Source organism: Micromonospora sp. WMMD1155, from assembly GCF_029581275.1.
In the GTDB taxonomy this organism is placed as follows: domain Bacteria; phylum Actinomycetota; class Actinomycetes; order Mycobacteriales; family Micromonosporaceae; genus Micromonospora.
The window spans coordinates 585,425-599,231 of the sequence record NZ_CP120742.1 but is presented as its reverse complement, the minus strand read 5'-3'; the positions used below and the strand labels follow the sequence as shown (position 1 = coordinate 599,231).

General features: G+C 73.2%; 13 protein-coding genes and 1 riboswitch. Of the genes, 9 read left to right on the top strand and 4 right to left on the bottom strand.

Features of this window, described 5'->3' with window-relative positions; all coding sequences use genetic code 11:
• Positions 1-15 precede the first annotated feature (15 nt).
• From O7617_RS02460 to O7617_RS02445, 4 genes are read left to right on the top strand one after another with little or no spacing between them, the layout of a single operon-like run.
• On the top strand, positions 16-267 hold the full coding sequence (locus O7617_RS02460; protein ID WP_091401397.1) for an acyl carrier protein: 252 nt from the start codon (positions 16-18) through the stop codon (positions 265-267).
• Positions 264-1,529: an AMP-binding protein gene (locus tag O7617_RS02455; RefSeq protein ID WP_282261207.1), complete on the top strand. Its 1,266-nt coding sequence runs from the start codon at positions 264-266 to the stop codon at positions 1,527-1,529. The genes O7617_RS02460 and O7617_RS02455 overlap by 4 nt, the downstream gene beginning before the upstream one ends.
• Positions 1,522-2,268, top strand: coding sequence for an SDR family NAD(P)-dependent oxidoreductase (locus O7617_RS02450; RefSeq protein WP_282261205.1), 747 nt, complete (start codon positions 1,522-1,524; stop codon positions 2,266-2,268). Before O7617_RS02455 ends, O7617_RS02450 begins: the two co-directional genes overlap by 8 nt.
• Complete coding sequence (locus tag O7617_RS02445) at positions 2,252-2,683, top strand: hypothetical protein (RefSeq protein WP_282261204.1); 432 nt, start codon at positions 2,252-2,254, stop codon at positions 2,681-2,683. Before O7617_RS02450 ends, O7617_RS02445 begins: the two co-directional genes overlap by 17 nt.
• Positions 2,684-2,964: 281 nt before the next feature.
• Here the strand turns inward: O7617_RS02445 and pseI are convergent, their stop codons facing one another.
• Positions 2,965-4,017, bottom strand: coding sequence for a pseudaminic acid synthase (gene pseI, locus O7617_RS02440; protein ID WP_282261203.1), 1,053 nt, complete (start codon positions 4,015-4,017; stop codon positions 2,965-2,967).
• A 133-nt stretch (positions 4,018-4,150) separates the two neighbouring features.
• The gene (locus tag O7617_RS02435) at positions 4,151-5,323 is read right to left on the bottom strand and encodes a glycosyltransferase (RefSeq protein WP_282261201.1); all 1,173 of its coding nucleotides are present in this window, start codon (positions 5,321-5,323) and stop codon (positions 4,151-4,153) included.
• Positions 5,324-5,624: 301 nt separating this feature from the next.
• Between O7617_RS02435 and O7617_RS02430 the strand changes: the two genes are divergently transcribed.
• From O7617_RS02430 to O7617_RS02410, 5 genes are all read left to right on the top strand, one after another.
• Positions 5,625-6,806 carry an acyltransferase gene (locus O7617_RS02430; protein ID WP_282261199.1) on the top strand — a complete coding sequence of 394 codons (1,182 nt, stop codon included), beginning with the start codon at positions 5,625-5,627 and terminating at the stop codon, positions 6,804-6,806.
• 94 nt (positions 6,807-6,900) lie between these two features.
• Positions 6,901-7,287 carry a hypothetical protein gene (locus tag O7617_RS02425; RefSeq protein ID WP_282261197.1) on the top strand — a complete coding sequence of 129 codons (387 nt, stop codon included), beginning with the start codon at positions 6,901-6,903 and terminating at the stop codon, positions 7,285-7,287.
• Between the two features lie 132 nt (positions 7,288-7,419).
• Complete coding sequence (locus tag O7617_RS02420; protein ID WP_282261195.1) at positions 7,420-8,190, top strand: hypothetical protein; 771 nt, start codon at positions 7,420-7,422, stop codon at positions 8,188-8,190.
• Between the two features lie 285 nt (positions 8,191-8,475).
• Positions 8,476-8,617, top strand: a riboswitch (cyclic di-AMP (ydaO/yuaA leader).
• Between the two features lie 244 nt (positions 8,618-8,861).
• Positions 8,862-9,698, top strand: coding sequence for a C39 family peptidase (locus tag O7617_RS02415; protein ID WP_282261193.1), 837 nt, complete (start codon positions 8,862-8,864; stop codon positions 9,696-9,698).
• 134 nt (positions 9,699-9,832) lie between these two features.
• A complete protein-coding gene (locus O7617_RS02410) occupies positions 9,833-10,579 on the top strand; it encodes an alpha/beta hydrolase (protein ID WP_282261192.1) in 747 nt (248 codons plus the stop codon).
• Between the two features lie 4 nt (positions 10,580-10,583).
• On the opposite strand, the gene O7617_RS02405 is transcribed toward O7617_RS02410, so the two are convergent.
• Both O7617_RS02405 and O7617_RS02400 read right to left on the bottom strand, forming a co-directional pair.
• Positions 10,584-12,254, bottom strand: a complete 1,671-nt coding sequence (locus O7617_RS02405) for a CDP-glycerol glycerophosphotransferase family protein (RefSeq protein WP_282261191.1) — start codon at positions 12,252-12,254, stop codon at positions 10,584-10,586.
• Between the two features lie 33 nt (positions 12,255-12,287).
• Positions 12,288-13,805: a bifunctional cytidylyltransferase/SDR family oxidoreductase gene (locus O7617_RS02400; protein WP_282261189.1), complete on the bottom strand. Its 1,518-nt coding sequence runs from the start codon at positions 13,803-13,805 to the stop codon at positions 12,288-12,290.
• Positions 13,806-13,807 lie beyond the last annotated feature (2 nt).

Sequence of the window (13,807 nt, the reverse complement as noted above, 5' to 3'; positions counted from 1 at the left end):
TGTAGACTCCGGCGCATGAACGAATTGAGTCGCGCGCAGATCCGCGACCTCATGGCTCAGGTGCTGAAGAATCAGGACAAGGAGCTGCCCGCTGACGACGCCGCGCAGCTGCGCGAGATCGGCTTCCGGTCGCTGGACTTCTCCGAGCTGGCCCTGCGGGTGGAGGACGAGACGGGGGAGGAGCTCAACTTCGACGCACCCGGCCTGCGCCGTATCGCCACCGTCGGGGACGTCCTCGACTTCCTCGTCGAGCTACAGCACCAGTGACGGTCGCGACGACGGGCCACCGGCCACCGGCGGGCCCGGAGCCGGCTGGCGTCGACAACCGGCTCGTCGTCGGCGGCACCGCGCTGACCTGGCGGGCGCTGCCGCTGCCGACGCTCCCCGACCCGGGCGCGGTGCTCGCCCACTCCGCCGTGCACGCGCTCGCCGCCGCCCGGCAGCACGCCGTGCACGGCACCGAGCTGCTGCTCAGCACCGTGAGCCGGGTCGACGCGGCGATGCGTGCCGAACTGCTCGACGCCGGGTTCACCGTCGGCGTCCTCGACGGCGAGGGAGTGCACCCGAGCGTCCCGGCCCGGCCGCGAGCCGCCGAAGCCGGCCGGCTGTGGCTGCTGACCTCGGGCTCGACCGGGCGTCCCAAGCGGGTCGGGCACACCCTCGACACGCTGACCACAGTGCGTGCCGACCAGCCCGATCGGACGTGGCTCTGCCCGTACGCCCCCGGCACGTACGCCTGGTGGCAGGTCGTCACCCTGTCGTTGACCCAGCCCGGCCAGCACCTGGTGGTGGTCGAGCCGGACGAGTTGGACGACTGGCCCGCTGTCGCGGCCGCCCACGGCGTCGACGCCGCCTCCGGCACCCCCACCTTCTGGCGGCGCACCCTCTACCGCGACGCCGCCGCGTTGGCGCGGGTGCCGCTGCGCCAGATCACCCTCGGCGGCGAGCCGGTGGACCAGGCGATCCTGGACCAGCTCCGGGACGTCTTCCCCGCGGCCCGGATCTCCTGGATCTACGCGTCCTCCGAGGTGGGGGCGTCCATCGTGGTGCACGACGGGCGAGCCGGGTTCCCGGTCGACTGGCTGGACCGGGACACCCCGGGCCGGCCGACGCTCTCGGTGGTGGACGACGAGCTGGTCGTCACCTCCCCGTTCCACGGGGCCGGACTGGCCGGCCCGGTCCGCACCGGGGACCGGGTGCAGGTGCTCGACGGCCGGGTGCTGATCACCGGCCGACTGGACTCCGACGAGATCAACGTCGGCGGCAGCAAGGTCTCCGCCGGAGTGGTCCGCGGTGTGCTCACCGAGCATCCGGCGGTGGCCTGGGCCCGCGTCACCGGCCGCCGTGCGCCGGTGCTCGGCCGGATGGTGGTCGCCGAGGTGGTTCTCGCCCCCGCCGAGCACCTGGACGTCGACGAGGCCGCGCTGGTCCGCTGGTGCGCCGACCGGCTTCCCGAGCACGCGGTACCGCGTCGGATCCGTGTGCTGACCGAGATTCCCGTCAAGGAGACCCTGAAGAGCGATGTCTGACAACCAGCTCGTCCCACCCAGCTCCGTGGTCCTCGTCTCCGGTGGCTCCCGAGGGCTGGGCCTGGCCATCGTCACCGACCTGCTCGACGCCGGCGTACGGGTGGCCGCGTTCGCCCGTACCGTCACCCCGGAGCTGGAGAAGCTCGCCGCCGAGCACCCCGACCAGGTGCACGTCGGCTCGGTGGACGTCACCGACCTGCGCGCCGCGCAGAGCTTCGTCCGTGCCGCCGAACAGCACCTCGGCCCGATCGACGGCGTCGTGAACAACGCCGCGACGGGGCAGGACTCGCTGCACGCGCACACCGCCGACGACGACATCGCGCGGATCATCGAGACCAACCTGACCGCCCCGCTGCAACTGACCCGGCTGGTGATCCGCCGGATGCTCGCCAAGGGGCTACGCGGGCGGATCGTCAACATCACCTCGATCTGTGGGCAGCGCGGCTTCCCGGGCCTGGTCGCGTACTCGGCCACCAAGGGCGGCATGGACGCCGCCACGCGCTCGCTGGCTCGGGAGTTGGGCGGCCGGATGCTGGTGAACTCGGTCGCGCCCGGCTTCTTCGCCTCGGAGATGTCCGCCGTGCTCGGCCCGACCCAGCTCGACCAGATCGTGCGCCGCACGCCGACCGGGCACCTGACCGAGCCGGAGGAGGTCACGCCCGTGGTCCGGATGCTGCTGTGCGAGCACACGAACATCAACGGCCAGGTCATCGTGGTGGACGGTGCCGCCGCCATCTGACCTGCGGCCGGGTCTGCGTCCGGTGCCGGGCCTGTTGGCCGCCGCCGAGCGGCACCTGCGCATCGGGTCGCCGGCGGCCCTGGCCGACGCCCTGACCCGTAGTCACCTCGGCGACGGACGCTGTGTCGGCTGGTACGGCCCACCGGTCCCCGGGTGGCGGGTGGCGATCGACGCGGAGCGCGCCGACGCGCCGGTGCCGCCGGCGCTGGCCCGCCGGTTCGGCACCGGCGAGTTCTGGGCCCGGTGGACCCGGGCCGAGTGCTGCTGCAAGCTGGCCGACGTGCCGATCGCGACCTGGTGGCGTCGGCACGGGCTGGGCGTTCCGGCGCACGACGGCGCCCTCTGGCGAACCCTGCGGGTGGCCGACCTGGTGGTCACCGTCGGCTTCGCCCCCGCGACCCGCGCGCACGACTAGGTGCCGACCCGCCGCACGCGGGTTCGTTCCCCCGCGCCGCCCGGCCCCGCCCGGCCCTGCGCCGCGCCGCCCGGCCCCGCCCTGCGCCGCGCCGCGCCGCGCCGCGCCAAGATCCGAGCAACTTCCCTGATGGTGCTGCCTCCCACGTGGCGGAGGCACCAACATCCCTGATGTTGCGCGGATCTTGGGGACAACGGCCGTTCAGCGCCGTCGCGTCCGGCCGCTCAGCCCGGCCCCACGGCGCCGGGCTGCCGTTGCTCAGCCCGGCCCCGTGTCGATGCTCAGATCAGGTCCCAGCTCAGCGGGGTGCCGCGGGGGACGTCGGTGGTGAAGGTACGGCCCAGCACCCGGTCGATCTCCACCGGAGCCAGCCCACCGGCCGGTCGGATCGACCGCACATTGTGGACGGTGACCGGGTCACCGGCGCGTACGTCCTCGACCACGAACAGCGAACGGCGGAACCGAAGCCCCTCCCGCTCGGCCGGTGTCGGGCCGATCGCGGTGCCACCCAGCGCCGAGTACGCGCGGCCGGACTCGGCGACCAGGGCCGCCAGCTCCGCCGGGTTCAGGGAGAAGTCCGAGTCCACGCCGCCGTCGGCCCGGTCCAGCGTGACGTGCTTCTCGATGAAGCAGGCGCCGAGCGCCACCGAGGCGACCGCCACCCCGATGCCCGGCGTGTGGTCGGAGAGACCCACCGGCACGTCGAACGCGCCGGCCAGCACCGGCAGCCGGCGCAGGTTGCTGTCGGCCGGCGGCGCCGGGTAGGACGCGGTGCAGGCCAGCAGGACGATGCCCGCCGCGCCACCGTCCCGGGCGGTCCGCACCGCGGCGTCGATCTCGGCGACCGTCGCCATGCCCGTGGAGATGACCATCGGCTTGCCCGTGCCGGCCACGAGCCGGATCAGCGGCAGGTCGACCAACTCCGAAGAAGCGATCTTGTACGCGGGCGCGTCCAACGACTCCAGCAGCTCCACGGCTGTCGCGTCGAACGGTGACGAGAACACGGTCAGACCGCGCTCGCGGGCCCGTTCGAAGATCGGGGCGTGCCACTCGTACGGGGTGTGCGCCCGCTCGTAGAGGCGGTACAGGTTCTCGCCGCCCCACAACTCGTGCCCGTTGGAGATCCGGAACGCCGGGGTGTCGACGTCGATCGTGATGGTGTCCGGGCGGTACGTCTGGAGCTTCAGCGCGTGCGCCCCGCTCTCGGCCACCGCGTCCACGATGGCCAGTGCCCGGTTCAGGTCACCGTTGTGGTTGCCGGACATCTCGGCGACCACGAACGGTCGCTCCCCGGCACCGACCGCGTGCGGTCCGATCTTGATTGTCGCCGTCATTCCGACCTCTGCTCGGGTACGCCCGCACCGGGGTGCGGTGGTGCTGTCGTCGTCCGCCCGGCGGGTGGACGACCTGGAGAACCAGGGCGCCGGGAGCCGACCCGGCCCCCGGCGTGTGGTGCGGTGGGGACGGTCACGGCAGGCGGCTCCCGGCCAGCGCGTCGCGCCGCTGGGTCGCGACGGCCTCGCCGTCATCCGTCGTCGCGGTGTCCGCCACTCGGCCCGGGTCGTCGTCGGCGGTGACCGAGCCGGTGCCGGTGTCGACGCCGCCGGCCGGGCCGGGACGACGCAGGCGACCGGCGACGCGGTGCGCCTGCCGCAGAGCCGAGTACGCCAGCCAGTCGCCGCGCCCGACGAGGCGGTGCTTGAGCCCGGCCACGCCCGACGGCAGCGGATGACCGCCGGTGGGCAGGTACCGGCGGTAGTGCTCGGCGGCCCGGTGGAAGAAGTCCCGCCGCAGGTGCGGGTGCAGCCGCCCGTCGTTACCCACCACCACCAGATAGTGGTTGATCATCAGCTGGAACAGCTCGGCCTGCAGCCGCTCGTCCGGGTGCTTGCGGGCGACCCACTCGAACAGTCGCTCGTACTGGGCGAACGCGTCGAAGTGCCGGCCGCTGCGGGTGGACGTGATCGCGCCCTGCCGACCCTGCCGGTACAGGTAGCAGACCCGGTCCAGCACGGAGATCTTCTCGGCGCCGATCAGCAGGGGGTGGCTGAACGGGATGTCCTCGTACCAGCCGGGGAAGAAGCGCAGCTCCAGGTGGTCCAGGAAGTCCCGCCGGACCACCTTGTTCCAGGCGGTGTGCTGCACCCGCAGCAGCTGCGGCTGGTCGTCCAGGCGGGTGACGCCGGTGATGCCGCGCAGCAGGTGACTGCTCGCGTCGACCTCTCGCCGACCGTCCTCGTGCACCCGCAGGTGGTCGAGCATCAGCACGTCGGGCTGGTGTTGGCGCAGCCGGTCCAGCACCGCCGCGATCGTGCCCGGTGGCAACCAGTCGTCGCTGTCGACGAACCAGACGTAGCGGCCGGTGGCCACGTCCAGCCCGGCGTTGCGGGCCAGGCCGAGGCCCACGTTCTTGCTCAGGTGTACGACACGGACCCCGTCCCGGCCGGTGGCGTAGGAGCGGAGCATGTCGCCGCAACCGTCCGGGGAGGCGTCGTCGACGGCGACCATCTCGACCGCGTCCGACTCGCCCGCCGGGATGTCGGCCCGAATCGACTCCAGGCACTGGTACAGGTACGCCTCGACGCCGTAAACGGGCACGACGATGCTCAGCAGCGGTGCGTGCGTCGGCTCATTGACCACGTCCGCCACCTTTGACGACCCGGGTGGCCGGGCCCGGAACCCGACGTGACCGCCGATGGTGGAGTCCCTGAACTCCCGCCGAGCGGAAGGTTAACGGCGGCTGGTCCGCAGGTCACCGGTCCGGCGTGCCGGTAGCGGGGCAGGCGGTGCGGGACGCGTCCGGTTCACCCGAGAGTGACCCGGTAGGGTGCCTCGGTGCGGCCCTGCCGGGCCGTCGCGGGCGTCGCCGTCGCGTCGTCCGACGCCCCGCCGAGGAGGATACGGACGTGCTGGTGACAGTGCCGAGCTTCGGGATCCCGGCATGACCAGCGCCGCCGCGGTGTCGACCGCCGCCGTGCCCGCCCGGCTGCCCTCGCTGACCGGCCTGCGGTGGATCGCCGCGTTGCTGGTCTTCGGCTTCCACGCCGGCACCATGCGGATCATCGCCGAGCCGGACTACCAGGCGGTTGTGGACGCGCTGTTCACCCTCGGCCTGTCCGGGGTGCAGTTCTTCTTCATCCTCAGCGGTTTCGTGCTGGTCTGGTCGGCCCGCGTCGGCGACTCCCGGCGCACCTTCTGGCGGCGTCGAGTCGCCAAGATCTACCCGAACCATCTGGTGCTGTGGGGTGCGGCCCTGCTGGTCGCCTGGTGGTTCGCCGACCCGGTCCTGCCGGCGGTGGCGTTGGAGAACCTGCTGCTGTTGCAGGCGTGGGATCCCCGGATGGGCTGGTTCTACAGCGTCAACACGGTGAGCTGGTCGCTCTCCTGCGAGTTCTTCTTCTATCTGTGCCTGCCGCTGGCGCTGCCGCTGCTGCGCCGGGCCGGCCCGAAGCTGCTCTGGGTGCTGATCGTCGCGCTGCCGCTGCTGATCCTCGCGCTCTGGCCGGCCCAGCAGTTGGTGCCGGAGGTGAGCCGGTGGTGGTTCACCCAGATCTTCCCGCCGGTACGGTCGCTGGAGTTCTGGTTGGGCGCGGTCGCGGCCGAGTTGATGCGCCGGGGTCTCTGGCGCGGCCCGGGGCTGACCGTCGCCAGCCTGGTCTTCGTGGCCACCTGGGTGGCGGCCGCCCAGTGGATCCGCGCGGAGTTGTGGACCACGCTGCTCGCTGTCGCGTACCTGTTGGTGATCACCGCCGCCGCGGACGCCGACGTGCGGGACAAGCGGTCGCCGTGGCGGTCCCGGCCGCTGGTCTGGCTCGGGGAGGTCTCCTTCGCCTTCTACCTGGTGCACGTCCTGGTGATGACGAGCGTGCTGCGGTTGAGCGGCGACTGGGGGACCGGGTTCACGGGCTGGCGCGGTCCGGTCGTGGTGCTCGGCTTCCTGGTGGTGAACCTGGTTCTCGCCGGGCTGCTGCACCGCTTCGTCGAGACGCCGATGATGCGTCGACTCGCACCGCGCCGCCCGGCCCGTCCGACGACCGTCCCCCGACAACGCGCGGGCGGCCCCGACGCCGCCGCCGGCGGCGAGCAGACCAACGACCGATCACCGTACGTCGACTCGCGCTGACACCGTCCACCCTGCTCAGCGGGGGTTCGGCGCGGCGCTGGACGACACGCCCGTGGTCGGTGCGCCGAGGCCGGTACGGCGGTAGCGTGGGCTCGTGCTTCCGGTCGCGCTCACCTGTCCGCTGTGGTGGGTGGCGCGCTGGGCGACGCGGGTGCTGACCAGCCTCGCCGTCGTCGCGGCTCTGGCGCTCGGCGCGGGCCCGGCCTCGGCCGCCGTGCCACAGTCGTTCGCCCCCGGCACGCTCCCGGCGACCTGCTCGTCCACCTCCACGCAGGAGGGCGTGCACGAGGCGCGGGCGGTGACCGAGCAGCCCGTCGAGGACACCTCCTCGGCGTGGTCGGTCGACCCGCAACCAGCGCCGCCCGCTGAGCAGGTCGCTGTCACGACCGGCCCGCTGCCGGTGGGCGTGGCCGGGTCCGACCGGCTGCCCCTCGGCCACGCCCCGAGCAGCCGGGCACCCCGAGCCCCGCCCGGGCGCTGAGTCACCGGGACGAGCGTCCCGCCGCCGCGCCTGTCGATCCACCAGCTCCGCGCCCCACCGGCCCGTGCTCCGCCGTGGCCCGGTGGCCGGTGCGGCTCCCCATCGCATCGCTCTCTGCCCGAGGTGCCGACCATGGAGACCGCTGTCTTCTACCAGTTCGTGACCGAGGTGCCGCAGGCCGCCGCCATCTGGTCGACGCTGTTCCTGCTGGCCCTCGGCGTACTCGCCCTGCTGGTGGCCCGCCCCGACCGGGACCGGCCCGCGGACGATCCGCCCTCGACCGCCCCCACCGCTCGGGAGGTGGCCGCCGCCGAGGCCGCCGACCGGCGTCGGTACGCCGAGGAGGTGGCGGTCGCCGCGGCCGGCGCGGCCAGGACCGCGCAGCGGCGGCGTGCCGCCTGGCTGACCGCTCAGGAGGAGATGGAGCGGTCCTGGGCCGCCTACGACGAGGCGGACACCGCCGCCCGTCGCTTCGCGGGTGCCGGGGCGCTGCCCACCCCGCACACCCCCCATACCCCGGCCGAGTACGCCGCCCGGGAGCGCTACCTGCATCGCGCGGCGATGGCGGCGTACTGGCGGGGCGACCTGACCATGGCGCAGCTCGGCGACGTGTTCGCGCATCGGCGCGGCTGGGATCCCCGGCGGCACCCGGTCGAGCAGGAGGTGCTGCTCAGCCGGACGATCCGGGACGCGAGGCTGGCCGACTACCAGGCCGCCTCGGCCCGGGAACGGGCCGCCTGGCGGGACGCCGAACTGGCTGCCGACTCGGCACGGGTCCTCGCCACGGAGGCCGGGGCGGCGGCGGTCCGGCTGCGAACCGACCCGCTACCCGCGCGGCGGGCGGTGACCGGCGCGTTCCGACCCGCGGTCGTGGCACGCTGGCGGCCGGCCCGGGCGAGTTGAGCCCGATCCGTGACGTGAGCCGGCTCACGCCGACCGGGAATCGGGCGTCCGGCGCGATCGGCGCGATTCTTCCGGCGAATCCGGTCGCATAGTTGGCGGCCTGTCCGGTTGTCGCCCCCAGGCGTCACCGCAACCGCTTGTCCCATCGAGTCACGTCATCGGCAATACGCGCAGAAATTGCCTCGCCATTTCGGGTTTACGCAGGTGAAGCTGGCTTGGCAGGGGTGCGGACGGGCCAGTACTGTCGTCCCGTCCGGTGCGGTAACCGATCGCAGAAGGCGACGCCGCGCCGACCCGCTCAATCGTGATCAACGAACCGGGGACCCATCAGTAAGTCCGGGGTGAATCCGCGAGCAATGGCCCGCGGTAGGGCGATCTTCCCGCCCGAATCCGTCAGCTAACCCGGTAGGCGGTGTCGGAAGGAGTTCCATCCTCGTGCAGCACCTTTCCACCCCTTGGTTGTTCCCTCGCCTCCACGGCGCAGCGGTGCCCCCGCTCATCCGTCCAGTGACGGTGAGCTGACCCCCGGGTCATCGCCCAACCGCCCGGCCGCGCCGGGCGTTCCCCTGAGCGGTTCACCATCCGCGGACCACGGTCCGCGCGTCGACGCCTGCCCGGACACCGGTTCGGGCGCCGGTGTGCCGCTCTCCCCCCGATCCGTGGAGGACCCCGTGAAGCACACCCTGCAGCGTCAGCTCCGCCGTTTCGCCACCGAGCGCCCGTACCAGATCGTCGCCGCCTCCGCTGCGGCCCTGGCCATCGCCACCACCACCGGCGCCCTGCTCACCACCGCCGACGACGCCCCCGCCGGCCGGCGCACCGCGACCACCGTCGCCGAGATGCGCAGCGACGTCGCCGCCTCCCGTGGTGAGGTGCGCGCGGAATCCCCGTCGGCCGGCGCCGCGCCGACCACCGCCGCCCCGGCCACCAGCGCCGCGTCGCCGGCGGCCAAGGCCAAGAGCAACCCCGACCTCACCCGTAAGCCGACGCCGCCGAAGCCGCCCGCGACCAAGGTGCTGGACTACGACTACGAGGCGCAGAACACGTACTACAACTGCGGTCCGGCGGCCACCCGTAACGCCCTCAGCGCCGCCGGGATCGACCGCACCCAGGAGGAGCTCGGCGCGGAGTTGGGCACCACCGAGATGGGCACCAACTCGGCTGAGGACACCACCCGGGTGCTCAACGCCGAGGTGAAGGGTTCCCCGTACCGGACCCGGATGTTCGCCGGGGCCCCCAGCCCGGCCCAGATGGACCGGCTCCAGGCCGACGTCGTCGAGGCCATCACCGACGGCCGCGGCGTGGTCGCGAACGTCGTCGGCGACGCCGTCGACACCGACGGCGGCTGGCACTCCTACGGCGGCGGGCACTACATCGCCGTCGTGGGTTACCAGGACAACGGCCGTACCGTGCGGATCGCCGACTCGGCCAACGCCGCCGACCCGTCGTACTGGATCACCACGATCGACCTGGCCAACTGGATCGCCAGCCGGGGCTACTCCGCCTGACCCGGGCACGCTGACCGCCGCGGGCGTCGTCCCCCACAAGGGGCCGACGCCCGCGGCGTTCTCGTCGGTGCCGTCGGTGTCCGGCGGAGGCGACGACTCTCGTACCCGGCCGAGAACCGTGGGAGACTGCGGCCGTGGTGGATGAATGGGGTGGTCAAGCCGGTCGTGGGCGGGTCCTGCTGCTCCTGCACGGGATGGGCACGACCGGGGACGTCTGGTTGCCGTGGGCGCCGTTGCTGGAGCAGCGCTGGGCGGGACGGTGGCTGGCACCGGATCTGGCCGGTCACGGTTGGGCGGAGCCGCTGCCGTCGTACACCTTCGCGGGGTTCGCCGACCGGGTGGCGCGCGGCCTGGCGCCCGGCGACCGGCTCGTGGTGCTCGGACACTCGCTGGGCGGGGTGGTCGGCCTCGCGTTGGCCGCCCGCGCCGCCGGGGCACCGGTGGACGCGGTGGTGGGCCTGGGCATCAAGGCCGTCTGGTCACCCGACGAGCTGACCCGCGCGGCCGACCTCGCCGCGCGGCCGGTGAGCTGGTTCGCCACCCGCGCCGAGGCGGCACGCCGCTACCTGCGGGTGTCCGGCCTGGCCGGTCTGGTCCCGCCGGACGATCCGGTGGTGGACGCCGGGCTGCGTCAGGTCGACGGTCGGTGGCGCCTCGCCATGGACCCGACCGCGTTCGCCGTGGGAGAGCCCGACCTGACCGCGCTGCTGGCGGCGACCGACGTGCCGGTCGTGCTGGCGCGCGGCGAGCACGACCCGATGGTCACCGACGAACAGCTCAAGGAGTACGGGGTGCCGGTCGCCACGCTGCCCGGTCTCGGCCACAACGCGCACGTGCAGGACCCGGCGGCCGTGCTGGCGCTGCTGGACCCGTACCGCTGAGGAGCTACACCGGTGTGGGCGCGGCCAGTTCCGGCGTCGGTGCCAGCTCCCGGCGGGCGGCGGTCAGGAACGCCTCGGCGTACGACTCGGCGGGGAAGTCGCCCAGGTAGCGGCGGCGGGTGGCCCAGCGGGCCTCGGCCAGCGGGTCGGTGTCCAGCAGGTCGGTCAGCACACCGTCCAGGTTGGACATGTCTCCGCGCAGCACGTAACCCGAACCGGCCAGCGGGAAGCGTTCCACGAACCGGTCGCCCGCGCCGCCCATGTCGGTCACCGCGTACGGCTTGCCGGAGTAGAGGTAGTCGGAGATCACCCCGGACACGTCGGAGACCAGGGCGTCGGAGGAGTTGACGCACTCGGTGAGGCTCAGCTCCCGGGCCGCCGCGCCGAACACGTGCTGCCGGCCGGTGCGGGCCCGGTCGGCGGCCAGCAGCTCGGTCAGCCGGCCCAACTGGCGTGCCGACGACGGGTTCTGCGTCGTGTACGGGTGCGCCCGCAGGATCACCGTCGCGCCGCGTTCCAGCAGCGAACGCAGCAACCGCTCGGCCACCGGCAGGGAGCAGTAGTCGGCGTCGGCGTGGTGCCCGGTCCAGGTGGGGGTGTAGAGCACGGTGGGGTGGGCCAGACCCCGCGCGGGCTCCGGGCGTACCTGGATCGACTCGACCTGCGGGCGGCCGACCACCACGAACTTCTCGGCGGGGATCCGCACCCCGGCGCGGGCGTATCTGTCGATCGCGGCCGGACCGGCCACGAAGATCCGGTCGAAGATCCCGGACACCGGGTTGGCGCTCGGCGCCTTGTCGCTGTCGCCGTGGTGCAACTGGACGTGGGTGAGCTGGGTGAAACGGATGCAGTGGCTGTTCTTCGCCCCGTGGTTGACGTAGAACGCCGCCCGCACGCTCGGCACCAGCGCCTCGTCCATGGCCCGCAGGGTCGGGCAGTAGACCACCGGGGCGTCGGTGGCCGCGGCGACCGGGGCGAGGAACTCCGGCTCGCGCAGCATGACCAGGAACGGGCGGCCGATCCGCTGCAGGTACGGCAGCCACATGGTGACCTGGTATTCCGAACCGGGCGGGGCCGAGAAGTAGAGCACGAACTCCGGCTGGTGCCGACGCAGCGCGCGGCCCACCGCCCCACCGCCGGCGCCCGGCCGGAACCGCCGCCGGGCCAGGTCCAGCCCGACCGCCCCGGCACCCGCACCGACCAGCAGGCTGGCGAGCAGTGGCACCACGGCCGGCACTGTCAGCGCGGCGGCGACGGCCACCACGGCGAGCAGCCCGAGCAGCGCGGTGCCGAGCTGGTCGGCGACCACCGGCGTCCAGGCGCGAACCGGCAGGTTCGCCGCCCGGATCTCCAGGTTGCCGGCGGTCCGCAGGGGCCCCACCAGCAGCACCAGCCCCAGCAGGACCAGTGCGGTGGCGACCAGCGCCACGTCGAACCCGTCGTCCAGCCGCCGCCAGTAACCCACCAGGACGGCGGCGGCGATCAGCGTCGTCTCCGCGACGAGGTCGGCGCCGGGCCGGACGCGCTGCTCCGCGGCCGCCGCGACCACTGCCGCGACGGCCACCGCCAGGCCCCAGCCGGTGGCGTCGGTGAGCGCCAGCACGACGAAGGCCAGCACGGCCAAGCCGGTGCTCAGGCAGCGGGCAGCCAACTTTCGGACCAGGTCGCCGCGCATGTCGCTCCGTTCGTGGTTCCGCAGGCGTGGGCGTCAGTTGGCCGACGCCGCGTCGGCCGCCGTCTCGACCTGACCCGGCCCGCCCTGCGTCGGCACGCTCGGCGTGCCCGCGTCACCGGGCGCCCGGCGTACGTCGATCACCTGGCCGGTCAGGTCGGAGATCAGCACGTCCAGGGACGACTGGGCGACGGCCTCCGCGGCGAGCAGCGTGTGCTCCGGCTCCTCGCCGAAGGCCCGCGTCCGCATCGGGGTGGCGGTCCGCTCCGGGTTGATGCAGTTGACGCGTACGCCGACGTCGGCCCACTCGTCGGCGAGCGCCTGGGTCAGGTTGACCAGGGCGGCCTTGGTGGCCGAGTAGAGCGCGTAGCGGGCCCGCCCACGGGTGTAGGAGCTGGAGGTGTACAGCAGCAGTTGGCCCTTGGTCTGCTGCAGATAGGGCAGCGCCTGGCGGGCGATGGTCACCGGGCCGACGAAGTTGACCTGGAGCACCCGGTCCATGGTCTCCTCGTCCATCTCGGCGAGTTCGCCCCGCTCCAGGATCCCGGCGGTGACCACCACGTGGTCGATCCGGCCGGTGGCCTCGAACGCGGTCGTCAGCGCGGCCTCGACGTCCTCGGCCCGCTCCACGTGGGTGCCGGTGCTGGAACGGCTGAACGGGAAGACCTGAGCGCCGAAGCGTCGGGCCAGCCCGGTCAACTCGTGGCCGATGCCGTAGCTGCCGCCGAACACCACGATGGTGCGGCCGGTCAGCTCCTCGCTGTAGCTGCGGTGGTCGGTCAGCCGGGGTGCCTGTGCCGCCGCGAGCTGGAAGAGCTTGTCGGCCAGGTGCACGTCGACCGGGTGGGTGACCTTGATGTTCTCGTCCGAACCGTCGATCACCTTGATCGGGGTGCCGGGCAGGTAGCGCAGCACCACGCCGCAGTCGTCGGTGGCGGCGAAGTTCGGGTCGCCCTCGGCGATCCGGTACGCCGCACGGATGGTGGGGGAGCGGAACGCCTGCGGGGTCTGGCCCCGGCGCAGCCGGGACCGCACCGGGATGTCGGTGATGCAGTCGTTGTCGTCCACCTGGATGATCGTGTCCGCGGACGGGATGGCCACGTCCACGGCGTCGTAGGTCCAGAGGGCGTTGACGCACTCGCGCACGATCCGGCCGCTGAGCAGCGGGCGCACCGCGTCGTGGAAGAGGATGTTGCAGTCTTCCGGGCCGACCGCGTCCAGCGCGATCCGGGTGGTGGCGTTGCGGGTGTCACCGCCCTCGATCACCTTGGTGACCTTGCGCAGGCCGGCCTTCTCGACGATCTGCTGGGCGTCGTCCACGTGACCGGACGCCATCAGCACGATGATCTCGTCGATCTCGGGCGCGGCCTCGAAGACCGCCAGGGTGTGCTCGATGATCGGCTTGCCGGCGATCTTCAGCAGCTGCTTCGGGATGCCCAGGCCCAACCGCGTTCCGGTGCCGCCGGCCAGAACCACGGCCACCGTCCGCGAGGGCCGCCATGGCGTCGGGGTCTCCGCTGCGGCGTCCGGGCCAGTGGTCTGGTCCTGCGTCATTG